Annotated in this window: 24 protein-coding genes; 15 read left to right on the top strand and 9 right to left on the bottom strand. The window is 54.8% G+C overall.

Features of this window, described 5'->3' with window-relative positions; all coding sequences use genetic code 11:
• Position 1: 1 nt before the first annotated feature.
• The 12 genes from murD to mutT all read left to right on the top strand — a co-directional run bounded on the left by murD (position 2) and on the right by mutT (position 14,486).
• Entirely contained in the window at positions 2-1,318 is a 1,317-nt protein-coding gene (gene murD, locus C7434_RS13325) for a UDP-N-acetylmuramoyl-L-alanine--D-glutamate ligase (protein ID WP_006117675.1), read from the top strand.
• Positions 1,318-2,532, top strand: a complete 1,215-nt coding sequence (gene ftsW / locus C7434_RS13330) for a cell division protein FtsW (protein ID WP_033740255.1) — start codon at positions 1,318-1,320, stop codon at positions 2,530-2,532. The genes murD and ftsW overlap by 1 nt, the downstream gene beginning before the upstream one ends.
• On the top strand, positions 2,529-3,587 hold the full coding sequence (gene murG / locus C7434_RS13335) for an undecaprenyldiphospho-muramoylpentapeptide beta-N-acetylglucosaminyltransferase (protein WP_033740256.1): 1,059 nt from the start codon (positions 2,529-2,531) through the stop codon (positions 3,585-3,587). The genes ftsW and murG overlap by 4 nt, the downstream gene beginning before the upstream one ends.
• A gap of 75 nt (positions 3,588-3,662) precedes the next feature.
• Positions 3,663-5,138, top strand: coding sequence for a UDP-N-acetylmuramate--L-alanine ligase (murC, locus tag C7434_RS13340; RefSeq protein ID WP_006117678.1), 1,476 nt, complete (start codon positions 3,663-3,665; stop codon positions 5,136-5,138).
• The gene (locus C7434_RS13345; RefSeq protein WP_133745529.1) at positions 5,131-6,048 is read left to right on the top strand and encodes a D-alanine--D-alanine ligase; all 918 of its coding nucleotides are present in this window, start codon (positions 5,131-5,133) and stop codon (positions 6,046-6,048) included. Before murC ends, C7434_RS13345 begins: the two co-directional genes overlap by 8 nt.
• Before the next feature lies 1 nt (position 6,049).
• Positions 6,050-6,889, top strand: coding sequence for a cell division protein FtsQ (gene ftsQ / locus C7434_RS13350; RefSeq protein ID WP_033740258.1), 840 nt, complete (start codon positions 6,050-6,052; stop codon positions 6,887-6,889).
• The gene (gene ftsA, locus C7434_RS13355; protein WP_006117681.1) at positions 6,886-8,142 is read left to right on the top strand and encodes a cell division protein FtsA; all 1,257 of its coding nucleotides are present in this window, start codon (positions 6,886-6,888) and stop codon (positions 8,140-8,142) included. The genes ftsQ and ftsA overlap by 4 nt, the downstream gene beginning before the upstream one ends.
• Positions 8,143-8,213: 71 nt before the next feature.
• Positions 8,214-9,368, top strand: coding sequence for a cell division protein FtsZ (gene ftsZ / locus C7434_RS13360; RefSeq protein ID WP_006117682.1), 1,155 nt, complete (start codon positions 8,214-8,216; stop codon positions 9,366-9,368).
• Between the two features lie 101 nt (positions 9,369-9,469).
• The gene (gene lpxC, locus C7434_RS13365) at positions 9,470-10,387 is read left to right on the top strand and encodes a UDP-3-O-acyl-N-acetylglucosamine deacetylase (RefSeq protein WP_033740259.1); all 918 of its coding nucleotides are present in this window, start codon (positions 9,470-9,472) and stop codon (positions 10,385-10,387) included.
• A gap of 290 nt (positions 10,388-10,677) precedes the next feature.
• A complete protein-coding gene (gene secM / locus C7434_RS13370) occupies positions 10,678-11,184 on the top strand; it encodes a secA translation cis-regulator SecM (protein WP_243835879.1) in 507 nt (168 codons plus the stop codon).
• A 67-nt stretch (positions 11,185-11,251) separates the two neighbouring features.
• Positions 11,252-13,957, top strand: coding sequence for a preprotein translocase subunit SecA (gene secA / locus C7434_RS13375; RefSeq protein ID WP_033740260.1), 2,706 nt, complete (start codon positions 11,252-11,254; stop codon positions 13,955-13,957).
• A 133-nt stretch (positions 13,958-14,090) separates the two neighbouring features.
• A complete protein-coding gene (gene mutT, locus C7434_RS13380; protein ID WP_006117686.1) occupies positions 14,091-14,486 on the top strand; it encodes an 8-oxo-dGTP diphosphatase MutT in 396 nt (131 codons plus the stop codon).
• A 31-nt stretch (positions 14,487-14,517) separates the two neighbouring features.
• Here the strand turns inward: mutT and yacG are convergent, their stop codons facing one another.
• From yacG to coaE, 3 genes are read right to left on the bottom strand one after another with little or no spacing between them, the layout of a single operon-like run.
• Positions 14,518-14,715: a DNA gyrase inhibitor YacG gene (gene yacG / locus C7434_RS13385; RefSeq protein WP_006117687.1), complete on the bottom strand. Its 198-nt coding sequence runs from the start codon at positions 14,713-14,715 to the stop codon at positions 14,518-14,520.
• 8 nt (positions 14,716-14,723) lie between these two features.
• On the bottom strand, positions 14,724-15,467 hold the full coding sequence (gene zapD / locus C7434_RS13390) for a cell division protein ZapD (RefSeq protein WP_006117688.1): 744 nt from the start codon (positions 15,465-15,467) through the stop codon (positions 14,724-14,726).
• A gap of 3 nt (positions 15,468-15,470) precedes the next feature.
• Complete coding sequence (gene coaE, locus C7434_RS13395; protein WP_054634497.1) at positions 15,471-16,088, bottom strand: dephospho-CoA kinase; 618 nt, start codon at positions 16,086-16,088, stop codon at positions 15,471-15,473.
• A gap of 226 nt (positions 16,089-16,314) precedes the next feature.
• On the opposite strand from coaE, the gene C7434_RS13400 reads away from it, so the two are divergent.
• The gene (locus tag C7434_RS13400) at positions 16,315-17,355 is read left to right on the top strand and encodes a GMP reductase (RefSeq protein WP_058709137.1); all 1,041 of its coding nucleotides are present in this window, start codon (positions 16,315-16,317) and stop codon (positions 17,353-17,355) included.
• Positions 17,356-17,394: 39 nt separating this feature from the next.
• Here C7434_RS13400 and hofC read toward each other — a convergent pair whose 3' ends face one another.
• The 4 genes from hofC to nadC all read right to left on the bottom strand — a co-directional run bounded on the left by hofC (position 17,395) and on the right by nadC (position 21,486).
• Positions 17,395-18,594, bottom strand: a complete 1,200-nt coding sequence (gene hofC / locus C7434_RS13405; protein ID WP_133745531.1) for a protein transport protein HofC — start codon at positions 18,592-18,594, stop codon at positions 17,395-17,397.
• The gene (gene gspE, locus C7434_RS13410) at positions 18,591-19,973 is read right to left on the bottom strand and encodes a type II secretion system protein GspE (protein WP_054688150.1); all 1,383 of its coding nucleotides are present in this window, start codon (positions 19,971-19,973) and stop codon (positions 18,591-18,593) included. The genes hofC and gspE overlap by 4 nt, the downstream gene beginning before the upstream one ends.
• The gene (ppdD, locus tag C7434_RS13415) at positions 19,966-20,415 is read right to left on the bottom strand and encodes a prepilin peptidase-dependent pilin (RefSeq protein WP_006117693.1); all 450 of its coding nucleotides are present in this window, start codon (positions 20,413-20,415) and stop codon (positions 19,966-19,968) included. The genes gspE and ppdD overlap by 8 nt, the downstream gene beginning before the upstream one ends.
• A gap of 174 nt (positions 20,416-20,589) precedes the next feature.
• Complete coding sequence (gene nadC, locus C7434_RS13420) at positions 20,590-21,486, bottom strand: carboxylating nicotinate-nucleotide diphosphorylase (RefSeq protein WP_033740266.1); 897 nt, start codon at positions 21,484-21,486, stop codon at positions 20,590-20,592.
• 200 nt (positions 21,487-21,686) lie between these two features.
• Between nadC and ampD the strand changes: the two genes are divergently transcribed.
• Together ampD and ampE are read left to right on the top strand one after the other, a co-directional pair.
• Positions 21,687-22,241: a 1,6-anhydro-N-acetylmuramyl-L-alanine amidase AmpD gene (ampD, locus tag C7434_RS13425; protein WP_006117696.1), complete on the top strand. Its 555-nt coding sequence runs from the start codon at positions 21,687-21,689 to the stop codon at positions 22,239-22,241.
• A 2-nt stretch (positions 22,242-22,243) separates the two neighbouring features.
• Positions 22,244-23,098, top strand: a complete 855-nt coding sequence (gene ampE / locus C7434_RS13430) for a beta-lactamase regulator AmpE (RefSeq protein WP_006117697.1) — start codon at positions 22,244-22,246, stop codon at positions 23,096-23,098.
• Here ampE and C7434_RS13435 read toward each other — a convergent pair.
• The gene (locus C7434_RS13435; protein WP_133745532.1) at positions 23,080-24,039 is read right to left on the bottom strand and encodes a family 43 glycosylhydrolase; all 960 of its coding nucleotides are present in this window, start codon (positions 24,037-24,039) and stop codon (positions 23,080-23,082) included. The two genes, ampE and C7434_RS13435, sit on opposite strands and share 19 nt — an antisense overlap.
• On the bottom strand, positions 24,036-25,430 hold the full coding sequence (locus tag C7434_RS13440; protein WP_133745533.1) for an MFS transporter: 1,395 nt from the start codon (positions 25,428-25,430) through the stop codon (positions 24,036-24,038). Before C7434_RS13440 ends, C7434_RS13435 begins: the two co-directional genes overlap by 4 nt.
• Between the last annotated feature and the right edge of the window lie 129 nt (positions 25,431-25,559).

Below are 25,559 nucleotides of genomic sequence, written 5' to 3' on the forward strand. Positions count from 1 at the left end.
CATGGCTGATTACCGCGGGAGAAAAGTCGTCATCATCGGATTAGGCCTGACCGGCCTGTCCTGTGTTGATTTCTTTATAGCGCAGGGCGTAACGCCCCGCGTGATGGATACCCGTGTATCACCGCCCGGGCTGGATAAACTGCCTGAGCAGGTGGAACGTTATGTGGGCGGTCTCAATCGCGACTGGCTGCTGGCTGCGGATCTCATCGTGGCCAGCCCCGGCATTGCCCTGGCCCATCCCGCATTGTGTGAAGCGGCAGACGCGGGCATTGAAATCGTCGGCGACATTGAGCTGTTTTGCCGGGAAGCACAGGCACCGATCGTGGCGATCACCGGTTCAAACGGAAAGAGTACGGTCACTACGTTAGTCGGCGAAATGGCGAAAGCCGCCGGTTGGCAGGTAGGCGTCGGCGGTAATATTGGGTTGCCCGCGCTGAGCCTGCTGAAAGCGCCCGCTCAGCTCTATGTTCTGGAGCTTTCCAGCTTCCAGTTAGAAACCACCTACAGCCTGAAGGCCGCAGCGGCCACGATCCTGAACGTGACCGAAGATCATATGGATCGCTATCCGTTAGGTATGCAGCAGTACCGCGCGGCAAAACTGCGGATTTACGAGAACGCTCAGGTTTGCGTGGTGAATGCCGACGATGGCATGACCATGCCGGTACGCGGCGCCGACGCACGCTGTGTCAGTTTCGGTATTGATATCGGCGATTATCACCTGAATAAGCAGCAGGGCAGTGTCTGGCTGCGGGCGAAAGGCGAAAAAGTCCTGAACACAGACGAGATGACGCTGGTCGGACAGCATAACTACACCAATGCGCTCGCCGCGTTGGCGCTGGCCGATGCGGTTGGTCTGCCACGCTCGACCAGTCTGTCCGCACTGGCGGCTTATTCAGGTCTGGCGCACCGTTTCCAGCTGGTTCATGAAAGCCGCGGTGTGCGCTGGATCAATGATTCAAAAGCAACCAATGTGGGCAGTACGGAAGCGGCTCTGAAAGGATTACAGGTTGACGGTACGCTCTGGTTACTGCTGGGAGGCGATGGCAAATCTGCGGATTTCTCTCCATTGCAGCCGTATCTGCAGGGCGATCGTATCCGGCTGTTTTGCTTTGGGCGCGATGGTGATGCACTGGCCGCGCTCCGCCCTGACGTGGCGGTCAGGACCGAAACGCTGCAGGAGGCAATGGCGCAGATTGCAAAACAGGTACAGCCAGGCGACATGGTCCTGCTTTCCCCGGCCTGCGCCAGCCTTGACCAGTTCCGCAATTTTGAACAGCGCGGCGATGTCTTCGCGCAACTGGCCAGGGAGTTAAGCTGATGCGTATTCCTGGAGCGGGCATTGTGAATTATCTGTCAGGTCGCCTGAGTAACTGGGTGATGGGCGCGCGTGAGAGCGACGATACCTCGCAGGTGCTCTATGACCGGACTTTGCTCTGGCTGACCCTGGGGCTGGCTGCAATCGGGTTTGTGATGGTGACATCGGCTTCAATGCCGGTGGGACAGCGTCTGAATGACGATCCGTTCTACTTTGCCAAGCGTGATGCGTTCTATATTGCGCTGGCGTTTGGTATTGCCCTGGTCACGCTGCGCGTACCCATGGATTTCTGGCAGCGCTACAGCAACGTGATGTTGATGGCGTCGGTCGTCATGCTGCTGATTGTGCTGGTCGTAGGAAGCTCCGTAAACGGGGCATCACGCTGGATTGCACTGGGTCCACTGCGTATTCAGCCAGCGGAACTGTCTAAGCTCACGCTCTTCTGTTATCTCGCCAGTTATCTGGTGCGTAAGGTTGAGGAAGTCCGAAATAACTTCTGGGGCTTCTGTAAGCCGATGGGGGTGATGGTCGTGCTGGCGGTGCTGCTGCTCGCTCAGCCCGATCTGGGTACGGTGGTGGTGCTGTTTGTCACGACGCTCGCGATGCTCTTCCTGGCGGGAGCGAAGCTGTGGCAGTTCCTGGCGATTATCGGTTCCGGCATCTTCGCGGTGGTGTTGTTAATCATCGCCGAGCCTTATCGTATGCGCCGTGTGACCTCTTTCTGGAATCCGTGGGAAGATCCGTTCGGCAGCGGCTACCAGCTTACTCAGTCACTGATGGCGTTTGGCCGCGGCGAATTCTGGGGCCAGGGACTGGGCAATTCGGTACAGAAACTGGAATACCTGCCGGAAGCACATACCGACTTTATTTTCTCGATTATCGGAGAAGAACTGGGTTACATCGGTGTGGTTTTAGCCCTGTTAATGGTATTCTTCGTGGCTTTTCGCGCCATGTCGATTGGCCGCCGCGCACTTGAACTTGACCAACGTTTCTCCGGCTTTCTGGCCTGCTCAATCGGCGTCTGGTTCAGCTTTCAGGCGCTGGTCAACGTGGGTGCGGCGGCGGGGATGTTGCCGACAAAAGGTCTGACATTACCGCTGATTAGTTACGGTGGCTCGAGCCTGCTCATTATGTCGACGGCCATCGTATTTTTGTTACGTATTGATTATGAAACGCGTCTGGCTAAAGCGCAGGCGTTTACCCGGGGTGGTCGATGAGCGGTAAACGATTGATGGTCATGGCAGGAGGAACCGGTGGGCATGTTTTCCCGGGGCTGGCTGTGGCCCATCATCTTGAGGCGCAGGGCTGGCAGGTGCGCTGGTTAGGCACGGCCGATCGTATGGAAGCCGACCTGGTACCGAAGCACGGTATCGACATTGATTTTATCCGCATCAGTGGATTACGCGGTAAAGGCAGTAAAGCGCTGTTGTTAGCGCCGGTACGCATCTTCAACGCCTGGCGTCAGGCGCGCAAGATTATCAAAGCCTGGAAGCCCGATGTGGTGCTGGGCATGGGCGGTTATGTATCGGGGCCCGGTGGTCTGGCCGCCTGGAGTTGCGGGGTGCCAGTGGTACTCCATGAGCAGAACGGTATTGCCGGGCTCACCAATAAATGGCTGGCTAAAATTGCCACCAAGGTCATGCAGGCCTTTCCGGGTGCCTTTCCGCACGCGGACGTTGTGGGTAATCCGGTGCGTACTGATGTGCTGGCGCTGCCGTCACCGGCTCAACGGCTGGCTGGCCGCAGTGGACCGATTCGTATTCTGGTTATCGGGGGCAGTCAGGGCGCGCGCATTCTGAACCAGACGTTGCCTCAGATTGCCGCCAGGCTGGGCGAGACCATTACCCTCTGGCATCAGACGGGTAAGGGCGCCTTGCAAGAAGTCCAACAGGCCTATCACCAAGCCGGTCAGCCGCAGCATAAAGTGACCGAGTTTATTGATGATATGGCCGCTGCGTATGCCTGGGCCGACGTGGTGATTTGCCGCTCTGGCGCATTAACGGTAAGCGAAATCGCTGCCGCAGGCTTACCGGCGATTTTCGTGCCGTTTCAGCACAAAGATCGCCAGCAGTACTGGAATGCCCTGCCGCTTGAAGGCGCAGGGGCAGCCAAAATTTTTGAGCAGCCGCAGTTTACTGCGGAGGCGGTAGCGGAAACGTTGCGTCACTGGGACCGTCCAACATTACTCGCGATGGCAGAAAAGGCCCACGCGGTAGCGGTACCTGATGCCACCGAACGGGTTGCACAGGAAGTGGCTCGCGCCGCACGTTAAAGAATCAGGTCAGCCTGGCTGGCCCGTGCTCAACAACCTGAGCACAAACTGAATGAGTAGGTATAAGAAAGCGTAATGAATACACAACAACTGGCAAAACTGCGTTCAATCGTGCCCGAGATGCGTCGCGTCCGGCACATTCACTTTGTCGGCATCGGCGGTGCTGGCATGGGCGGTATTGCCGAAGTGTTAGCGAATGAAGGCTACCATATTAGCGGTTCTGATCTGGCGCCTAACCCGGTAACCCAAAATCTGATCAATCTGGGCGCAACGATTTACTTCAACCACCGCCCAGAAAACGTGACGGATGCCAGTGTCGTCGTGGTCTCCAGTGCGGTTTCTCAGGATAACCCTGAGCTGGTTGCGGCACGCGAGCAACGTATCCCGGTGATTCGTCGCGCTGAGATGCTGGCAGAACTGATGCGCTTTCGTCATGGCATTGCGATCGCCGGAACGCACGGCAAAACCACGACAACGGCGATGGTCTCCAGCATTTATGCCGAAGGTGGCCTGGATCCGACCTTCGTTAACGGTGGATTGGTGAAAGCGGCGGGCACGCATGCGCGTCTGGGCAGCAGCCGTTATCTGATCGCCGAGGCGGATGAGAGCGATGCGTCCTTCCTGCATCTGCAGCCGATGGTTGCCGTCGTGACCAATATCGAAGCCGATCATATGGACACGTATCAGGGTGATTTCGAAAACCTGAAGCAGACGTTTATCAATTTTCTGCACAACCTGCCCTTCTATGGCCGTGCGGTGATGTGCGTTGATGATGCGGTGATTCGCGACTTGTTACCGCGTGTAGGACGTCAGATTACGACCTATGGTTTCAGCGAGGATGCGGACTTCCGCATTGAAGATTTTGAACAGCGTGGCGCTCAGGTGCATTTCAACCTGATTCGTCAGGACAAGGCACCACTCGCGATCACGCTGAATGCGCCGGGACGGCATAACGCGTTGAATGCGGCGGCAGCGGTTGCGGTTGCCAGCGAAGAAGGCATTGAAGACAGCGCGATTCTGGCTGCGCTGGAGAGCTTCCAGGGAACCGGCCGTCGTTTCGATCAGTTGGGCGAGTTTGCTACCGAACCGGTCAACGGCACGCCTGGCACGGCTATGCTGGTTGATGATTATGGCCATCACCCAACGGAAGTGGATGCCACCATTAAAGCGGCGCGCGCAGGCTGGCCGGATAAAAAACTGGCGATGGTCTTTCAGCCGCACCGGTATACCCGCACGCGCGACCTGTTTGACGATTTTGCTAACGTGCTGTCACAGGTCGACGTTTTACTGATGCTGGATGTGTATGCCGCCGGCGAAACGCCGATTCCGGGTGCTGACAGCCGTGCGCTGTGTCGTGCAATCCGCAACCGCGGTAAAGTCGACCCCATTCTGGTGCCGGAGCATGATGCGTTAGTCGAGATGCTGGCGCCGTTATTATCAGGTAACGATCTGATTCTGGTTCAGGGCGCAGGCAACGTCGGGAAAGTGGCGCGTAAACTGGCGGAATGCAAACTGCAGCCAGAGCGCAAAGTGGAGGGCCGTCATGTCTAAAGTGGCTGTTTTGATGGGTGGCACCTCAGCCGAACGCGAGGTCTCCCTGATGTCCGGGGCTGCCGTACTGGCCGGTTTACGTGAAGCGGGCATTGATGCGCACGGTATTGATACACGCGAGCAGTCTGTACTGGATCTGAAAGCGCAGGGCTTCGACAAAGCCTTTATCGCGCTGCATGGTCGCGGTGGCGAAGACGGCACGCTTCAGGCCGTGCTTGAATTCCTGCAACTGCCTTATACCGGCAGCGGGGTCATGGCGTCGGCGGTGACCATGGATAAGCTGCGTACCAAATTACTGTGGCAGGGCAGGGGACTGCCGGCAGGTAAGTTTGTCTGGATGACCCGTGCACAGATGCAGTCGGGTCTGGACGCCGCGACAGCGGCGGCGATTGCCGCACTGGGCTTCCCTCTGTTTGTTAAACCGAGCAGTGAAGGATCCAGCGTTGGCATCAGCCGGGTTAATCAGCAGGGTGATCTGCTGGCCGCGCTGGAAGAGGCATTTCGTCACGACGATAACGTGCTTATCGAGGCGTTTCTGAGTGGTGAAGAATATACCGTGGGCATTCTGGGCGATCAGATTCTGCCAGCGATAAAAATAAAGACTGCCAGCGAGTTCTATGACTATGAAGCTAAATACATTTCTGACGATACTCAGTACTTCTGTCCCGCAGGGCTGAGTGCAGAGCGTGAAGCAGAATTACAACAGCTGGTGTGGTCTGCCTGGCAGGCGCTGGGATGTCAGGGTTGGGGTCGTGTCGATGTGATGACCGATGGTGAGGGCCGCTTTCAGTTACTGGAAGCCAATACTTCCCCGGGCATGACCAGCCACAGCTTAGTGCCGATGGCAGCAAAGCAGGCGGGACTGACCTTTTCTCAACTGGTCGTACGCATTCTGGAACTGGCTGACTGATATGTCACAGGCGGCGATGAATGTACGCAATCGTGAGGCGCAGGAGCGGGCACGCACCGGCCGCAGTAACGGTGCCCGGCTGTTTGGCATCGTCTTTCTGCTGATGGTGATGGGCATAATGATTGCGGGTGGATTAGTGGTGCTGAAGTGGATGAACGATGCATCCCGCTTACCCCTGTCGAAACTGGTGGTCACCGGTGAGTTGCATTACACCACCCACGACGACATCCGCCAGGCGATTTTATCCCTGGGGCCACCCGGCACCTTTATGTCGCAGGATGTGAACATTATCCAGCAGCAGATTGAACGGTTGCCGTGGATTAAACAGGTCAGTGTGCGCAAACAGTGGCCTGATGAACTGAAGATTCATCTGGTTGAGTACACGCCGGTGGCACGCTGGAACGACGCGCATATGGTGGACAGCGACGGCGTGTCATTTAGCGTACCGGCCAATCATATGGGCAAAGAAGCGTTGCCCATGTTGTATGGGCCAGAAGGCAGTGAAAAAGAGGTCCTGGCGGGCTATCACAGTATGGATGATGTGCTGAAAGCCAGGAAGTTTACCCTGAAGGTGGCGTCGATGACGGCACGACGTTCATGGCAGCTGGTGACCAGTGACGATGTACGTATCGAACTGGGCCGTACCGATACCATGAAGCGTCTGAATCGTTTTATTGAGCTTTATCCGGTGTTGCAGCAACAAGGCGAGAATGAACACAAGCGCATCAACTCCGTTGATTTACGCTATGACTCTGGCGCCTCCGTTGGCTGGACACCGATAGTGATGGAGCCACAGGACAGTAATCAGCAACAAAACCAGGCACAGGCTAAACAACAATGATCAAGGCAACGGACAGAAAACTGGTAGTTGGACTCGAAATCGGCACTGCGAAAGTCGCCGCCCTGGTTGGGGAAATTCTGCCCGATGGTATGGTCAATATTATTGGGGTCGGCAGTTGTCCGTCCCGCGGTATGGATAAAGGTGGCGTTAACGATCTTGAGTCGGTGGTGAAATGCGTACAGCGCGCCATTGATCAGGCTGAGTTGATGGCGGATTGCCAGATTTCCTCCGTCTACCTTGCATTATCGGGCAAACATATCAGCTGCCAGAACGAAATCGGGATGGTTCCGATTTCAGAAGAGGAAGTGACTCAGGATGATGTAGAAAATGTGGTGCACACGGCAAAGTCTGTGCGCGTTCGTGACGAGCATCGCATTCTGCACGTTATTCCTCAGGAATATGCCATCGATTACCAGGAAGGCATCAAGAACCCGGTCGGCCTTTCCGGTGTACGTATGCAGGCGAAAGTCCATTTGATCACCTGTCACAATGATATGGCGAAAAATATTGTTAAAGCCGTTGAACGTTGTGGCCTCAAAGTTGACCAACTGATTTTTGCCGGTCTGGCGTCCAGCTTTGCTGTACTGACCGAAGACGAACGCGAACTGGGCGTTTGCGTGGTGGATATCGGGGGCGGCACAATGGATATCGCCGTCTATACTGGCGGTGCACTGCGCCACACGAAGGTCATTCCCTATGCGGGCAATGTAGTTACCAGCGATATTGCGTACGCCTTTGGCACGCCGCCTACCGATGCGGAAGCGATTAAAGTCCGGCATGGTTGCGCGCTGGGATCGATTGTTGGAAAAGATGAGAACGTTGAAGTGCCGAGCGTTGGCGGACGTCCGCCACGGAGCTTACAGCGTCAGACGCTGGCTGAGGTAATTGAGCCGCGTTACACCGAACTTTTAAATCTGGTCAATGACGAGATTTTGCAGTTGCAAGAGCAGCTTCGCCAGCAGGGAGTGAAACACCATCTTGCTGCGGGGATTGTGTTAACCGGCGGCGCGGCGCAGATTGAAGGTCTGGCCGCCTGCGCGCAGCGCGTATTCCATACGCAGGTGCGCATTGGACAGCCGTTGAACATTACTGGCCTGACGGACTACGCGCAGGAGTCTTACTATTCCACGGCGGTAGGGCTGTTGCATTACGGCAAAGAGTCACACATGAACGGTGACGCAGAGGCGGAAAAGCGGGTTTCAGTCGGCAACTGGTTTAAACGTATCAATAGTTGGTTAAAAAAAGAGTTTTAATTTTTGTAAAAGGGGATCATGCTGTTTTCTTTTGTGATCTCCAGGCGACAGGCACATAACGGAGAGAAATCATGTTTGAACCTATGGAATTAACCAATGACGCGGTGATTAAAGTCATCGGCGTCGGCGGTGGCGGCGGCAACGCCGTAGAGCACATGGTACGCGAGCGTATCGAAGGTGTGGAATTCTTCGCTGTTAACACCGACGCCCAGGCGTTGCGTAAAACAGCGGTCGGCCAGACCATCCAGATTGGTAATAACATTACCAAAGGGCTGGGTGCGGGTGCGAACCCGGAAGTGGGCCGTAACTCTGCAGAGGAAGATCGCGAAGCACTGCGTTCTGCGCTGGAAGGGGCAGACATGGTGTTCATCGCAGCGGGAATGGGTGGCGGTACCGGTACCGGTGCAGCGCCTGTTGTAGCTGAAGTGGCGAAAGATTTAGGTATTCTGACCGTTGCGGTCGTGACCAAGCCTTTCAACTTCGAAGGCAAGAAGCGCATGGCGTTTGCCGAGCAGGGGATCGCAGAGCTGTCTAAGCACGTCGATTCACTGATCACCATTCCTAACGACAAGCTGTTAAAAGTGCTTGGGCGCGGCATTTCGCTGCTCGACGCTTTTGGCGCAGCCAACGACGTGCTGAAAGGCGCAGTGCAGGGTATCGCTGAACTGATTACCCGCCCTGGCCTGATGAACGTCGACTTTGCTGACGTGCGTACCGTCATGTCAGAAATGGGTTATGCCATGATGGGCTCTGGCGTGGCATGCGGTGAAGATCGTGCGGAAGAAGCTGCTGAGATGGCGATTTCCAGCCCACTGCTGGAAGATATCGACCTGTCTGGTGCGCGTGGCGTGCTGGTCAACATCACGGCGGGCTTTGACCTGCGTCTGGATGAGTTCGAAACCGTGGGTAATACCATCCGCGCCTTCGCCTCAGACAACGCCACCGTGGTTATCGGTACCTCTCTGGATCCAGAAATGAACGATGAACTGCGCGTCACCGTGGTGGCAACCGGTATTGGTATGGACAAGCGTCCTGAAATCACGCTGGTCACCAACAAACCGGCCAGCCAGCCAGTGATGGATCACCGTTACCAGCAGCACGGTATGTCGCCGCTGCCGCAGGAGCAGAAACCTGCAGCGAAAGTGGTGAACGATCAGAATGCGCAATCGAACAAAGAGCCAGATTACCTTGATATCCCGGCGTTTTTGCGTAAGCAGGCCGACTAGGAATAACCTTATAATTGGGTTTTCCCGCTCTTTGTGCTAAAGTGTTCGCCCGCTGGTAACGTATACTGGCGGTCGGAAAGTAATATTGCGAGATAATTACGATGATCAAACAAAGGACATTAAAACGTATTGTTCAGGCGACAGGTGTCGGTTTACATACCGGCAAGAAAGTCAGCCTGACGTTGCGCCCTGCACCGGCTAATACCGGGGTCATCTATCGTCGCACCGACTTGAATCCCCCGGTTGATTTTCCGGCTGATGCAAAATACGTGCGCGACACCATGCTGAGTACCTGCCTGGTGAATGATGAAGGCGTGCGTATTTCGACAGTTGAACACTTAAATGCCGCACTGGCGGGCCTTGGCATCGACAACATTATTGTGGAAGTCGATGCACCTGAAATCCCGATTATGGATGGCAGCGCAGCGCCTTTTATCTATCTGCTGATGGATGCAGGTATTGAGCAGCTCAGCAGCGCCAAGAAGTTTGTGCGCGTTAAGCAAACCGTGCGTGTTGAAGATGGTGATAAATGGGCGGAAATTAAACCGTATAACGGTTTTTCGCTTGATTTCACTATTGATTTCAAACACCCGGCTATCGATGCCAGCTCTCAGCGTTACCAGATGAAATTCTCTGCCGAAGCGTTTGTTCGTCAGATTAGCCGTGCACGCACCTTTGGCTTCATGCATGAAATCGAATATCTGCAGTCTAAAGGCCTGTGCCTGGGCGGTAGTTTAGATTGTGCGATAGGCCTTGATGATTTCCGCGTGCTTAATGAAGAAGGTCTGCGTTTTGAAGACGAGTTTGTCCGTCACAAAATGCTGGACGCTATCGGCGATCTGTTTATGTGTGGCCATAACATTATCGGCGCGTTTACCGCGTACAAATCGGGCCATGCATTGAACAACAAACTGCTGCAGGCCGTTTTGGCTAAGCAGGAAGCCTGGGAATGGGCGACCTTCGAAGACGAAGCTGAATTGCCGCTGGCGTTTAAAGCACCAAATCTGGTTCTGGCTTAATTCCTGATCAGAACGTAAAAACGGCTGGTTGCGCTGACACTCTCTCCGGTCAGTCGCGCCGGCCGTTTTTTATTGCCCCGCCTTCGCTCTCTGTGTGTTGCGACACTCTTCACATGCTAAAGCAAACAATTGCTGAATTGCTGCACAATCAGGTGCGATTTCTTCCGTTGTCGCTTTAAACGCAGGTGTCGGCACGCCACATTAGTGTTACTATCTCTGGCGCTTTTACAGGCTGCATGCTGCTGAAAACAGCAGTGAATAATGAAATTGTTATGCGCAATGGAACAATTGTGATCGGAATCCTTCTACGCTGGCGACAAATAGGTAGACGCTATTTCTGGCCTCATTTCCTGCTGGGAATGGTGGCGGCCAGTCTCGGCTTGCCGGCGTGTGCGCAAACAGCGGAACTTAACACCGGATCCGAATCCTCAGCCAGCAGCCTGTTCATCGGCAATGTCGTTCGTTTCGATCATCTTATTCGTCTTCAGGAAGCCTCGCGACGTCCCAGTTTTACGGTTGACTACTGGCACCAGCATGCCATTCGCACGGTAATCCGCCACCTCTCTTTCACGCTGACGCCGCAGTCTCAGGCGGAAGAGCAGGTACATCCGCTGGCCGCGCAAAAGCTGGCGTTAATCGATTCACTTCATGCCTTATTGACCTCCCAGACAGCACAGACATACGACGCCTTTGGTTTGTCTCTGCTGCCTGTGTCTGACGCGCCTGCCCTGACGCGAGCAGCCTGGCATGGCAAAGTGCACGGTATCCGTGCCGGCCCCGCTTCATTGTTCTGCTAATCACTTTCATTACACCCTTTTAGATTTCGCAGTCCGACGATTCGGCTGAATTGAGAATATATTTATTATGTTAATCAAAATGTTAACCAAGGTTTTTGGTAGCAGCAATGATCGTACTTTGCGCCGCATGCGTAAAACCGTTGATATCATCAATAAGATGGAACCGGATTTTGAAAAGCTCTCTGATGAAGAACTGAAAGCGAAAACGGAACTGTTCCGTGAGCGCCTGAAAAAAGGCGAGTCGCTGGAGAGTTTACTTCCGGAAGCCTTTGCAACCGTGCGTGAAGCCAGTAAACGCGTCTTTGGCATGCGTCACTTTGATGTCCAGCTGATTGGCGGTATGGTACTTAACAACCGCTGTATTGCTGAGATGCGTACCGGTGAAGGTAAAACGCTTACGGCAACGCTGCCAGCCTACCTGAATGCCCTGACCGGTAAAGGTGTTCATGTTGTTACCGTCAACGATTACCTGGCCCAGCGTGATGCGGAAAATAACCGCCCGTTGTTTGAATTTCTTGGCCTGAGTGTCGGTATCAACATGTCAGGTCTGCCTTCCGTCGCCAAACGTGAAGCCTATGCAGCGGACATCACTTACGGTACGAACAACGAATATGGCTTCGACTATCTGCGCGACAATATGGCGTTCAGCCCTGAAGAGCGCGTACAGCGTAAACTGCACTATGCGCTGGTGGATGAGGTCGACTCCATCCTTATTGACGAAGCGCGAACGCCACTGATCATCTCAGGTCCGGCAGAAGACAGCTCTGAACTCTATACCAAAGTGAACAAAATCATTCCTCACCTGATCCGTCAGGAAAAAGAAGATTCTGACCACTTCCAGGGTGAAGGCGATTTCTGGGTTGACGAGAAAGCGCGTCAGGCGCACATGACCGAGCGCGGCCTGGTGAAAGTCGAAGAGCTGCTGGTGAGTCAGGGCATTATGGTGGAAGGTGAATCCCTCTATTCACCGACGAATATCATGCTGATGCATCACGTGACGGCTGCGCTGCGTGCACATGCGCTGTTCACGCGCGATGTTGATTACATCGTTAAAGATGGCGAAGTCATCATTGTCGATGAGCATACCGGTCGTACCATGCAAGGACGTCGCTGGTCTGATGGTCTGCATCAGGCCGTTGAAGCCAAAGAAGGCGTTGAAATCCAGAACGAAAACCAGACGCTGGCATCGATCACCTTCCAGAACTACTTCCGCCTCTATGAAAAGCTGGCCGGTATGACGGGTACGGCTGATACAGAAGCGTTTGAGTTCAGCTCCATCTACAAGCTCGATACCATCGTTGTGCCAACCAACCGTCCGATGGTGCGTAAAGATCTGGCCGATCTGGTCTACATGACAGAGAAAGAGAAGATCGATGCCATTATTGAGGATATTCGCGAACGTACCGCGAAAGGGCAACCGGTACTGGTAGGTACGATTTCGATCGAGAAGTCAGAAGTTGTATCAAACGAGCTGACACGCGCAGGCATTAAGCACAATGTTCTGAACGCCAAATTCCACGCCCGCGAAGCGGATATTGTTGCTCAGGCTGGTCAGCCGGGTGCCGTGACCATCGCCACCAACATGGCGGGCCGTGGTACCGATATTATGCTGGGCGGTAGCTGGCATGCCGAAGTCGCTGAGCTGCAGGATCCGACTGAAGAGCAGATCGAGGCGATTAAAGCGGCCTGGCAGGTTCGCCATGATGCCGTGCTGGCGTCAGGTGGCTTACATATCGTCGGTACGGAACGCCATGAATCGCGTCGTATTGACAACCAGCTGCGCGGTCGTGCGGGTCGTCAGGGGGACGCGGGTTCTTCACGTTTCTACCTGTCAATGGAAGATGCGCTGATGCGTATTTTTGCCTCTGATCGTGTTTCTAACATGATGCGCAAGCTGGGAATGAAACCGGGCGAGGCCATTGAGCACCCGTGGGTAACCAAAGCCATTGCCAACGCACAGCGTAAAGTGGAAAGCCGTAACTTCGATATTCGTAAGCAACTGCTGGAATACGATGATGTGGCGAATGACCAACGCCGCGCGATCTATAGCCAGCGTAATGAGCTGCTGGATGTTTCTGATGTCTCCGATACCATCAACAGTATTCGCGAAGACGTCTATAAATCGATTATCGACAGCTACATTCCACCGCAGTCACTGGAAGAAATGTGGGACGTACCAGGACTGGAAGAGCGCCTGCGTAACGATTTCGATCTGGATCTGCCAATCAGTGAATGGCTGGATAAAGAACCGGACCTGCATGAAGAGACGCTGCGTGAGCGCATTATGAAACACGCTGCCGATAGCTATGCGGCGAAAGAAGAGATCGTGGGCGCGGAGATGATGCGTAACTTTGAGAAAGGCGTGATGCTGCAAACGCTGGACTCCCTGTGGAAAGAGCACCTGGCGGCAATGGATTATCTGCGTCAGGGCATCCACTTACGTGGCTACGCGCAGAAAGATCCGAAGCAGGAATATAAACGTGAATCGTTTGCCATGTTTGCCGCCATGCTTGAAACGCTGAAGTATGAAGTAATCAGCACACTGAGCAAGGTGCAGGTGCGAATGCCAGAAGAAGTGGAAGCGATGGAGCAGCAACGTCGCGAAGAGGCAGAGCGTCTGGCGCAGCAGCAGCATCTCAGCCATGTCAGCGAAGATGTGCTGGCGGCCGAGTCGCTTGCCCAGCAGGGCGGCGAGCGTAAAGTCGGACGTAACGATCCTTGCCCATGCGGTTCAGGTAAGAAATACAAACAGTGTCATGGTCGCCTGGCCTGATAACGTGTTGACTGAAAAGGAGCCTCTGGCTCCTTTTTTTTGGCTTTTTGTCCGCTGAACGATGGCGCGGTTAACAACCCGCTTAACATGTTTTAGAATCAGCGCTCATTCACCTACTCTTCAGGATACCTTCATGAAGCACCTGCAGGTTGCCGTCGGCATTATCCGCAATGCTGATAAACACATTTTTCTTGCCCAGCGTGCGGCTTCCTCCTACATGGCCAATAAGTGGGAATTTCCCGGCGGTAAAATTGAAGCGGGTGAAAGCCCTGAGCAGGGTTTAGTGCGCGAACTGCTCGAAGAGACCGGCATTGAGGTGACTGATGCCCGCGCCATTGGCATCAAAGATCATACCTATGACGATCTGCGTGTGACGCTGCATTTTTTCCTGGTCGAAGGCTGGAAAGGTGAACCCTGGGGCAAAGAAGGTCAGCCACAGCGTTGGGTCGAACAGCGGGCGCTGATCGCTGAAGAATTTCCGGCGGCAAATCATGAACTGATAGCGCGTCTGGTGGCAGGCGAACTGTAACAGGGTGGGGCATTATGCCCCACCGCGTGACTTAGCGTTCTTCTTCACTCCAGTTGTCACTGTCGTTCAACTCATCGCTGCTGGGTATGCGCTTTTCTTCCGCAGCCCATTCGCCAAGGTCAATTAACTGACAACGTTTGCTGCAAAACGGCCGCCACGGGCTCAGTTCATCCCAGATAACCGTTTTACCGCACTGCGGACAGTTAACGGTCATAATTTCTTCCTGCATGTTCACCTCTAACAACAGGCCAGTTGGAAGTTGAGGCGCGCAGGGACTTCACCGCGCTCACTGTCCAGTGGCATAAAACGTATCGCAAAACGGCTCTTATGACCGGATACCTGAGGATAAAGTGCGTCCTCTATGTCCAGTTGCAGACGCAGAAGATCGGCGCCTTCGGCATTATCCTGATAAAAACCGTTCAGACTGGTTTGTAAACGGTAAGTGCCCGACTGACGGATTAAATCGAGCAACATGGCCAGTGTGCTGTGCAGCGGTATCAGGGTTTCCATCCAGCTTGTCACCTGCGCATCACGTGTTGTCTGCGGCAGATGCAGCCAGATGTGCAGACCAGGCAGATCGAAACTGCAGCACCCGCCCGGAATACTGAGCCGCTGACGAACCAGAGCAATCAGACGATCTTCCCTCAGTTGCTGCCCCATACGCGGCGCACTGTTAAGCAGAACAGATTGTGCTTTTAGTTTGTCGCGCAATGCATCCACCACGGACATATCGACGCCGGGCACATCCGCCCACGCGCGCAGTTTGGTTTGCTGACGCTCAAGCTCTTTCAGCAACTCGGTGCGCATGTCGCCGCGTTCAAAGATATCCAGCAGTTCGCCGATCAGACGAAAAAAAGTCAGTGCCGTGGCGGTATTTTCCAATGGCGTAACCTGATGCAACTGATCGATCAGGAATTCGACACGCAGCCAGGTGCGCATTTTTTCATTCAGTGGATGTTCAAACAGAACGACTGTACTCATGGATTAATCCTGTTTCGCTGCCGCAAACTTCAGATAACGCTGATGAAGTCTGGCAACCTGGGGTAGCGCATTTTCAGGCGCGCCACTGTTATCAATAATATCATCGGCACAGGCGAGGCGCTGTTGGCGCGTCGCCTGTGCCGCAAGAATGCGTTTAGCCTGCTCAGGAGAAACGTTGTCGCGTGCGAGCGTACGTTTCAGCTGTGTTTCTTCATCGGTGTCGATAACCAAAACCCGATCGGCCTGATGCTGGAGCTGGTTTTCAACCAGCAACGGCACGACCCACAGGACATAAGGTGAGGTCGCCTGCGCTTTAAGCTGCTGTGTGCGGGCGTTAATCAGGGGATGGAGCAGCGCGTTTAGCCAGTTTTTTTCATCAGGTGCCGCAAAAATAATCTCTCTTAAGCGCGCACGTTGCAGTGTTCCCTGATCGGTCAGAATACTGTCACCATAGCGTGCAACAATCGCCTGCAGAGCAGGCGTGCCCGGCTCGACGACCTCGCGGGCAATGACATCAGCGTCAATGATCGTCACGCCTTCTGCAGCAAAGTAAGCGGCAATAGTGCTCTTGCCGCTGCCAATGCCACCGGTCAGCGCCACCGTGTAGGGCGTATCTCTCACTCTCACTCTCTTAGTCGTTCAGTCACAGGTAAGCCAAAGCGTTACGACACGATCATGTTGCGCGTCCGATTTCGTTAGAAAGACGCCGTCGAATCTGATGGATTGTAGCGTAAATAAAGTGAAATTCGCACTCTTGTTGCGGTGCAAATGGCGCGTATCATGAGGTGACTGGCTTTGTGATAACGCCCTTCATGGCGATGAATAACCTCTTACCAGGACATTATGTATGCGCATTGAAGAAGATTTGAAACTGGGCTTTAAAGACGTACTGATTCGTCCAAAGCGCTCCACGCTGAAAAGCCGATCTCAGGTCGAACTGGATCGCAGCTTTACGTTCAAACACTCCGGCCTGGACTGGCGCGGCGTACCTGTTATCGCGGCCAACATGGATACGGTGGGGACTTTTTCAATGGCCGAGGCGCTGGCCAGTTTCAATGTCTTAACAGCCGTACACAAACACTACAGTGTGGAAGACTGGCGGACGTTTGTTCAACGCGTACCGGCATCAGTACTGAAATATGTGATGGTATCTACCGGCACCTCAGACGCCGATCTCACCAAACTTATCGCGGTCATGGCCATTTGCGATGACCTGCAGTTCATCTGTATTGACGTTGCCAATGGTTATTCTGAGCACTTTGTCGATTTCCTGAAGCGTGCGCGTGAGATCTTCCCGGGCAAAACGATTTGTGCGGGTAACGTCGTCACGGGGGAAATGGTCGAAGAGTTAATCCTGTCCGGAGCGGATATCGTGAAGGTGGGGATTGGACCGGGCTCAGTCTGCACCACGCGCGTCAAAACCGGCGTGGGATATCCGCAGCTCTCAGCCGTGATTGAGTGCGCCGATGCGGCGCACGGCCTGAGTGGGCAAATTGTCAGCGATGGCGGATGCGCTGTGCCGGGTGATATCGCCAAAGCGTTTGGTGGCGGCGCGGATTTTGTCATGCTGGGCGGCATGCTGGCGGCACATGATGAGTGCGAAGGCCGAATTACAGAAGAAAACGGCGAGCGGTTTATGCTGTTTTACGGCATGAGCTCAGAATCCGCGATGAAACGTCATGCGGGAAGCGTGGCGGAATATCGTGCGGCAGAAGGGAAAACAGTGAAACTCCCCTTGCGCGGGCCGGTAGAAGAAACCCTTCGCGATATTCTCGGCGGACTTCGTTCTGCCTGCACCTATGTGGGAGCTGAGCGGCTAAAAGAGTTAACCAAGCGCACCACGTTTATTCGGGTGGCCGAGCAGGAAAACCGCATCTTTTCCCGTTAACCCCGCATGCTCAGCATGCAGTAAAGGAACGGAGCACCTTTACTGCATGGCCTCACCTAGCCCAAACACAGGCAGATACATGGCGATCACCAGTGTGCCGACAATGCCGCCAATCACCACCATCATCACGGGTTCCAGCGAGGCGGCCAGATTATCGGCCCGCGTCAGCGTTTCTCTTTCATGCCATTCAGCCAGACGCGCCAGCATCACATCCAGTGCGCCTGACTCTTCGCCCACACGAATCAACTGACGACAAAGTGGCGTAAACAGGGGATGCATGTGCAACGCCTGGTGCAGAGGATTGCCTTGCGCAATGTGCTGCTGAATAGCCTTGATGGCATCCTGCCACAGCCGCGATGACAACGTGACACAGGCCGCATCAAGTCCCTGGAGCAGGGTTAATCCTGCCTGCTGGGTCAGTTGCAACACACTGTAGATTTGCGTCAGTTGACTACCCTGCCATAGCCCGGCGATAACCGGCACACGCAGCAGGGCGCGTTGCTCACAGCGCTGCCAGTTTTCAGAGCGCCGTCGCGCGTGGTACCAGCCCGTCGCCAGCAGGGCAATGCCCCCGATTAGCGGCAATCCGCCCGCCTGTAATGCGTCGGACACGGTGATAACGGCGGCGGTGAAGGCGGGTAAAGGCGCGTCAAACGAGGCATAGACGGAAACAAACTCCGGCAAGACAAACAGTAACATACCGCAGGTGACGGCCAACGCCACGAACAGAATAAACAGGGGATAACGCAGGGCTTTCAGAACCTTAGCGCGCAAATGCTGCTGACGTGTTTGTTGCTGCGCCAGTTGTTCGCAGCAGATATCCAACTGACCGGTCAGCTCGCCGACCGCCATTAGCGCAGCGAAAAGTGGCGGAAAAACCTCTGGCCACTGGCGTAATGCCTGCGAAAATGGCTCGCCACGCAAGACGTGATGCTGTAAGGCCTGCATCAACGCCCGCCAGGCGGCATGCGGGTGACCTGATGCCAGCAGATCAAGGCTTTGCGATAAAGGAAGGCCCGCCTTTAGCAGGGTGGCGAGCTGGCGAATGAAATCAATTTTATGCTGTGACCGCCAGTCACGTCGGCGCATCATTTTTTCCCGCTTCTCGCTCACCGGCACTAAGTGCCGGCGCGAAAGGTCGTCAGACAGCGTCTCACTGTCGGGGGCCAGATGATAACCCGTTTGCAGTCTGCCCTGTGTATCTACGGCATACCAGCGATAAAGAAAAAGGTGCGTCATGATTCGAGCCCAATAACGCGCTGCATCTCCTCCAGGGAGGTTTCGCCGCGGCTGACAGCGTCCAGCCCCGAAGCCTGTAGCGTGCGCATCCCTTGCTGTTTTGCCAGCGCCAATACCTCCTCCAGAGGCATTTCGGCGGCGATAGCATTTTGCAGTTTGGCTGTAACGGGCAGGAGTTCGAATAAAGCCAGACGGCCAAAATAACCCGAAAAGCAGTGATCGCAACCCGGTGCCCGCCAGGTTTGTAACGTGCCTGGCCAGACTGACGCCGGGAGATGTGCCACGGCCTGTGCAGGTTCACGACAGTGCGGACACAGGCGTCTGACCAGGCGCTGAGCAATAATCAGGCGCAACGCTGAGCCCAGTAAATAACCAGGAATGCCCATCTGGCGTAAGCGCGTTAGCGTTTCAGCCGTTGAGTTAGTGTGCAAAGTCGAGAGGACAAGATGACCGGTTTGCGCGGCTTTTACGGCAATTTCAGCGGTCTCGCCGTCACGTATTTCGCCTATCATGATGACATCCGGATCCTGGCGAAGCAGCGCGCGTAACACGCGATTAAAATCGAGCCCATACTTTGGATTAATTTGCGTCTGATTGATGCCCGGCAAAGGGATCTCAATGGGATCTTCCACACTGCAAATGTTCTTTCCGGGCTGATTAATCGCGCTCAGTCCGCTGTAAAGGGTAAACGTTTTTCCACTGCCGGTTGGGCCCGTGACCAGAATCAGGCCCTGGGGCTGTGCCAGCGCAGCCTTGAGCAGGCGCAGCGGTGCCGCGGGTAAGCCCAGCGAGTCCAGGGACAGTGTAGCGCCTTCCCGCTGCAGCAAACGTACGACGGCTTTCTCTCCGCCCTGCGTCAGCAACGTTGAGAGCCGAAAGGAAGCGACCTGACCGTCAATCTCATGGCTGAACTGACCGTCCTGTGGCAGACGACGTTCGGCAATATCCAGTCCGGCCAAAATTTTAAGCCGCGCCAGCAGAGCCGCTGGCTGTATGTCCCGTTGCAGGGGCAGGGGATGCAACACGCCGTCAATGCGCAGACGAATACGCAGGCTGTGCTGATAAGGCTCAATATGGATGTCTGAGGCCCGCCGCTGTGCGGCCTGATGCAGAAGCTGGCTGGCGGTATCGATTGCCGATTCTGTGGCGGCACCCTCTTTAGCACACAAGGGGCTATGCATCGCTTCAGCCTGTTCGAGCCGGGCCTGCGGCCAGCACTCAATAGCGATCTGACACGGGCTGGCAAATTGCAGGGCTTCGGCCAGTCCTGGCGGAACCTGCTCAGCGACAGCAAGACGTAAATGCGTCGCGTTGTGGTCGAGGATGATGGCGCGATAGCGCTGACAGATCAGCGCTATCGCATCGTCGGGTTTACTCATTTGTGCCCCCACGACTGTCAAAGCGGAATTGTTCCTGACAGTTGTCACGTAACGTGGTGTTAGTGCTGGTACAGGTACGCTGCCAGACGAGCGTGCCTTCGTTACTGTCCCAGACGGGCAGCATTTCTACGCTTAATCCATTCAGGCTCTCCTGCCCGGTCAGGGTAATCATGCCGTTGACCACGGTGATCGCCGACACGTAACGTGATGTTGTGCCCTGCGGAATACCGCGTTGCCCGGCCTGACACTGTTCAGGCCCGCCGCGTTCAATCGCGCAAAGCTCAACGGCCGTCTTAAAGGGCACCATGGTTTGCAGCATGTCGGTCAGCGCGGCGCGCTGCAGATAATTTTGATAGGCAGGCAGCCCGATAGCGCTGAGGATCGCCACGATGCCGACCACAATCATTAATTCAACTAACGTGAATCCTTGTTGATAGTGCATATTTGCCTCCTGAGTAAGAAGGCCGCAGTCTAGGAAGACGCTGTGGGTAATAACAGCAGGAAACCCGGAGAGTGGAAAAGGGCAGGCAATAAATCTGGAGGGTTACAGGAACAGGACTACGTCACTGGATGCTGGTGCACAAAACAGGCCGTGCCGGCGGCACGGCAACAGAGATTATTGCGCCTGAAAGCGCATCGACAGATCCAGAGCACGCACATGCTTAGTCAGCGCGCCGACAGAGACATAATCCACACCGGTCTCGGCGATGTCCCGAATCGTCGTTTCGGTGACGTTGCCTGACACCTCCAGTAGCGCACGACCAGCCGTGATCTTCACCGCCTCGCGCATCGCCTGAAGGGAAAAATTGTCCAGCATGATGATGTCGGCTGCCGCAGCCAGTGCCTCTTCCAGCTCTTTCAGCGATTCAACTTCGACTTCCACAGGGACATCCGGATAAAGCCAAAAGGCTTTTTCGACGGCCTGACGAATTGAGCCGCTGGCAATAATATGGTTTTCTTTAATCAGAAACGCATCGGACAGGCCGAGGCGATGATTACTGCCGCCACCGCACAGCACGGCGTATTTCAGCGCTGTTCGCAGGCCTGGCAATGTTTTGCGTGTATCCAGAAGCTGTGTCTGTGTGCCTTCCAGCAGCGCGACATAGCGGCTGACTTCCGTGGCGACGCCGGACAAGGTTTGTACAAAATTCAATGCGGTGCGTTCGGCCGTCAGCAACAGGCGGGCTGGCCCGTCAACCTCAAACAGGGGTTGATCCGGGATAACATGTTGTCCATCTTCCACATGCCATGTCAGGGCGGTGTGCGCGCCTAACTGGTTAAACACCTCTTCGACCCAGCGTTTACCACAAAAAACACCGGCTTCACGGGTAATAACCTGAGCATGTGCCCGACTGTCGGCTGGCAGGAGCTGCGCGGTAATGTCGCGGTCGCTCTCTGTCTCACCGCCGAGATCTTCCTTTAATGCGCGTTCAACGGCCTCGGGGATATCATTTTCAATACGTTCAAGCAGCGCCTGATGGCGACTGTCAGGATCATAGCGACGCACAGACATACGCGTTCCGCTCCAGTAAATGTCAGCTAACAGAGGCGATTACCATAGCCTGAATAGCGCGAAGGCACCAGTCCTTAGTCACTTTTTGTTTAGTATACTTAACATGTGCGTTTATCAGCCCGATAGCGCAACGCATTTTGACGCAATAATCCCTTAAAATTCATGCTATTCTCAAACCGGTCCTGCGAAGAGAATCCAGCATGAAAGTAGAAAAAGGTTGGCTGTCCGGTGTGCGACAGGTGCCGTCCCCCCATTGTAATGATCGGCCGCATAATGAAGCGCCATCCCTTCTGGTCATTCACAATATCAGCCTGCCGCCCGGCGAATTCGGCGGCCCGTGGATTGATAAACTGTTCACCGGCACGCTGCCTGCCGACGCGCATCCCTACTTTGCTGAGATTGCTCATCTGCGCGTTGCGGCGCACTGCCTTATCCGACGTGATGGCGAAATCGTGCAATATGTCCCCTTTGATAAACGTGCCTGGCACGCTGGCATCTCGCAGTTTGAGGGGCGGGAAAACTGCAACGACTTTTCAATTGGCATTGAACTGGAGGGCACGGATATTGAACCTTATACCGAGGCACAATACGCCGCTCTGCATCAGGTCACGCAGACGTTGTTAGCCCATTATCCGTTAACGCCTGCGCGCATTACCGGCCACAGTGATATTGCACCGGGACGGAAAACCGATCCCGGCCCGGCGTTTGACTGGGACGATTTTAAACAGCGGTTACAGCAACAAAAATTGGAGTAACTATGACGTTATTTACCTTGTTACTGGTTTTAGGTTGGGAACGGCTGTTTAAGCTGGGGGAGCACTGGCAACTGGATCACCGGCTGGAGCCTGTGTTTCGTCGCCGTCAGCACTTTTCGGTGATGCGCACACTGCTGATGCTGATTATCGCGATGGGCCTGACCGCGCTGGTGGTCGGGAGCCTGAAAGGCATTTTGTTTGGTATTCCTCAGCTTCTGTTCTGGATCGTGGTGGGGTTACTGTGCATCGGAGCGGGTGTGGTGCGTCAGCACTATCATACGTATTTGCAGGCGGCGAGTCGTGATGACGCCGCGGCACATCAGGCCATGGCGGCAGAGTTAACCCTGATCCACGGTGTGCCTGTTGAGTGCAGCGAACGCGAATTCCTTCGTGAGCTTCAGAATGCGCTCATCTGGATTAACTTCCGTTTCTATCTGGCACCGATGTTTTGGTTCGTGGTGGGCGGTGCCTGGGGACCGGTGTTACTCGTGGGGTATGCGTTTTTACGCGCCTGGCAAAGCTGGCTGGCAAAACACTGCACGCCCATGGCCCGCTCTCAGTCTGGCGTGGACAGCATTCTGCATGTGGTTGACTGGCTCCCGGTGCGGCTGGCGGGCGTTGCCTATGCGCTGCTGGGGCACGGTGAGAAAGCCTTGCCTGCCTGGTTTGCCTCGCTGACGGACAGGCACCACTCGCAGTACCAGGTTTTAACCACGCTGGCGCAGTTTTCGCTGGCTCGCGATCCGCACAGCGATAAGGTCGCAACGCCACGTGTCGCCGTGGCGCTGGCGAAGCGCATTTCGCTGGTGCTGGTGGTGGTTGTGGCGTTGCTGACCATTTACGGCACGTTGGTGTAGTCGGCAGGGGGAATCCCGAAGTCGGGTGTGCCATCCTCACGCCAGTGAAAATATTTCAGACGCGTATGGCGATTACCGTCCCAAAGGGGATCGCCCTCAATTTCTGTATAATTGCGTGCGTGATAGACCAGCAGATCGCGCCCGTCCTCATCCTGAGTAAAACAACTGTGTCCCGGTCCATACTGGCGGTTTTCCCAACTGGTTGCAAAGACCGGACGCGCTGATTTCTGCCAGGCCATCGCGTTCAGCGGATCGGCATCACGCGGAATGGAAAGCAGGCCCATGCAATAGTTTTCATCCGTTGCGCTGGCAGAATAGGTAATAAACAGCCAGTCACCATGCACTATCGCGGCCGCGCCTTCGTTGACGCTAAACCCCGCGCACTCCCATTCATATTCCGGACGGCTCAGCATCACCGGTTTGCCTTTGAGCGTCCATGGATTACGCAATTCAGCCAGATAGAGGTTGGAATTCCCTGGAATTGCAGGATCTTTCTGCGCCCATAAGTACCAGTTTTTCCCCTGGTGAACAAAGTGGGTGGCATCCAGCGCAAAACTGTCGAGATGACTTAACACCTGGCGCGGGGGCTGCCAGTGGCCACTGAACGGGTCGTCATCGTTGCACACCAGCGCGTACATCCGGTGCTGAAACAAGCCATCTTTGATATCGCGCGAAGGCGCTGCGGCAAAATAGATAACCCAGTGTTCTGCAATACGATGCAACTCCGGTGCCCAGATCAGCTCACTGAACGGCCCAATATCGGGTTTACGCCAGACCACGACCGGTGTCGCGGTGCGTAAGGCCGTTAGCGTGCTGGCACGACGTAGCTCAAGACGATCATATTCCGGTACGGAAGCAATAAAGTAATAGTGTTCTCCGTGGCGCAGGATAAACGGATCGGCGCGCCGTTCAATAAAGGGGTTGGGCCAGTTTTCGCTCATTTCAACTCTCCAGTCGGAAGCTCGGTAGGGTGTTTTTCGTGCGCCTGAATCTGGCGGAGGGCAAGATCGCGTTGAATGGTTTGCATTAATGTGCGATCCACTTTCATCAGTCGCACCACGCCCGCGGTAATCAAATAGCCAGTCCCGGGGATAACGGTAAACAGCAGGACAATGCCGTTGAGCGCGTGAGCCGATTGCTGTTTCGCACCTGCATCATAACCGTAAGCCGAGAGCAGAAAGCCGACCATCGCCCCCGCGACGGCCAGTCCGACCTTGAGAAAGAACAGATTGCCTGAAAAGCTGATGCCGGTAATACGCTTACCGGTTTTCCATTCACCGTAATCGTCCACATCCGCCATCAAAGACCAGTGTAAAGGGGAGGGAATTTGATGAAGGACATTAAGCAGAAAGTAAGCGATAACGACTGTCACGGTGGCGTGGGGATCAAGCCAGTAGAAACCGCAGGAGAACAGGGCAAGGGCGATATTGGTCCAGAAAAAGACTTTCAACTTACACCAGCGGTCGGTGAGGACTTTTGCCAGCGTGCTACCCAGCATCATGCCAACCACGCCCAGGCTGATAAACAGCGTGGCAAAGTGCGCCGTTTGTCCCATGACCCAGGTCACGTAATACAGGGTTGCTGCCATACGAATAAAACCCGGGCAGACATTGCAAAGTGTCAACAGCAAGATGCGCACCCACTGATCGTTCTTCCACACATCACGCAAATCGTTTTTCAGCTCATCATGAGTAGGGACGGCAGGCTGAATACGTTCTCGCACGGTGGCGAAGCAGAACAGAAACATTGCCAGTCCCACCAGGGCCAGCACAGCCATCGCCATCTGATAACCCCGCGCCTTGTTCGCACCGCCAAACCATTCCGCCATCGGCAGCAACGACAGTGACAGAATCAGGGTGGCAATGCCGACCATGACAAACCGGTACGACTGGCAGGAGACACGCTCACCGGGATCGTTAGTCATGACGCCACCCAGCGAGCAGTAGGGGATATTAATGGCGGTATAGGCCAGGGACATGAAAAAGTAGATGGTAAAGGCCCAGACGACCTTGCTGGAATAGCTCCAGTCTGGCGTGGTAAACATCAGTACACTGAATATAACGTAGGGCACTGACACCCACAGTAACCAGGGACGGAAACGTCCCCAGCGGCTTTTGGTACGGTCAGCTATCGCGCCCATTATCGGGTCGGTGATGGCGTCCAGAATGCGCACCGAGAGTAACAGCACGCCCACTAAGGCCGGTGCTAAGCCAAAAACGTCGGTATAGAAATAGCTGAGGAACAGCATGACAGCGCCACCGATCATGTTGCACCCCGCATCACCCATGCCATAGCCCAGCTTTTCTCTGAATGAGAGGGGGTTATCTGTCATTGTTGTAACCTGCAGAGGAATTAAACATAAAAGGATTATTAATGTTTAATCCACAGGCGGCGCGGCACGAAATTGTTGGGATGATGGACAAAACAGCCGTGCAGGGAGAAGTGTGAGCAGGGTCGGGTT

Source organism: Pantoea sp. PNA 14-12, assembly GCF_004364735.1.
GTDB lineage: Bacteria > Pseudomonadota > Gammaproteobacteria > Enterobacterales > Enterobacteriaceae > Pantoea > Pantoea stewartii.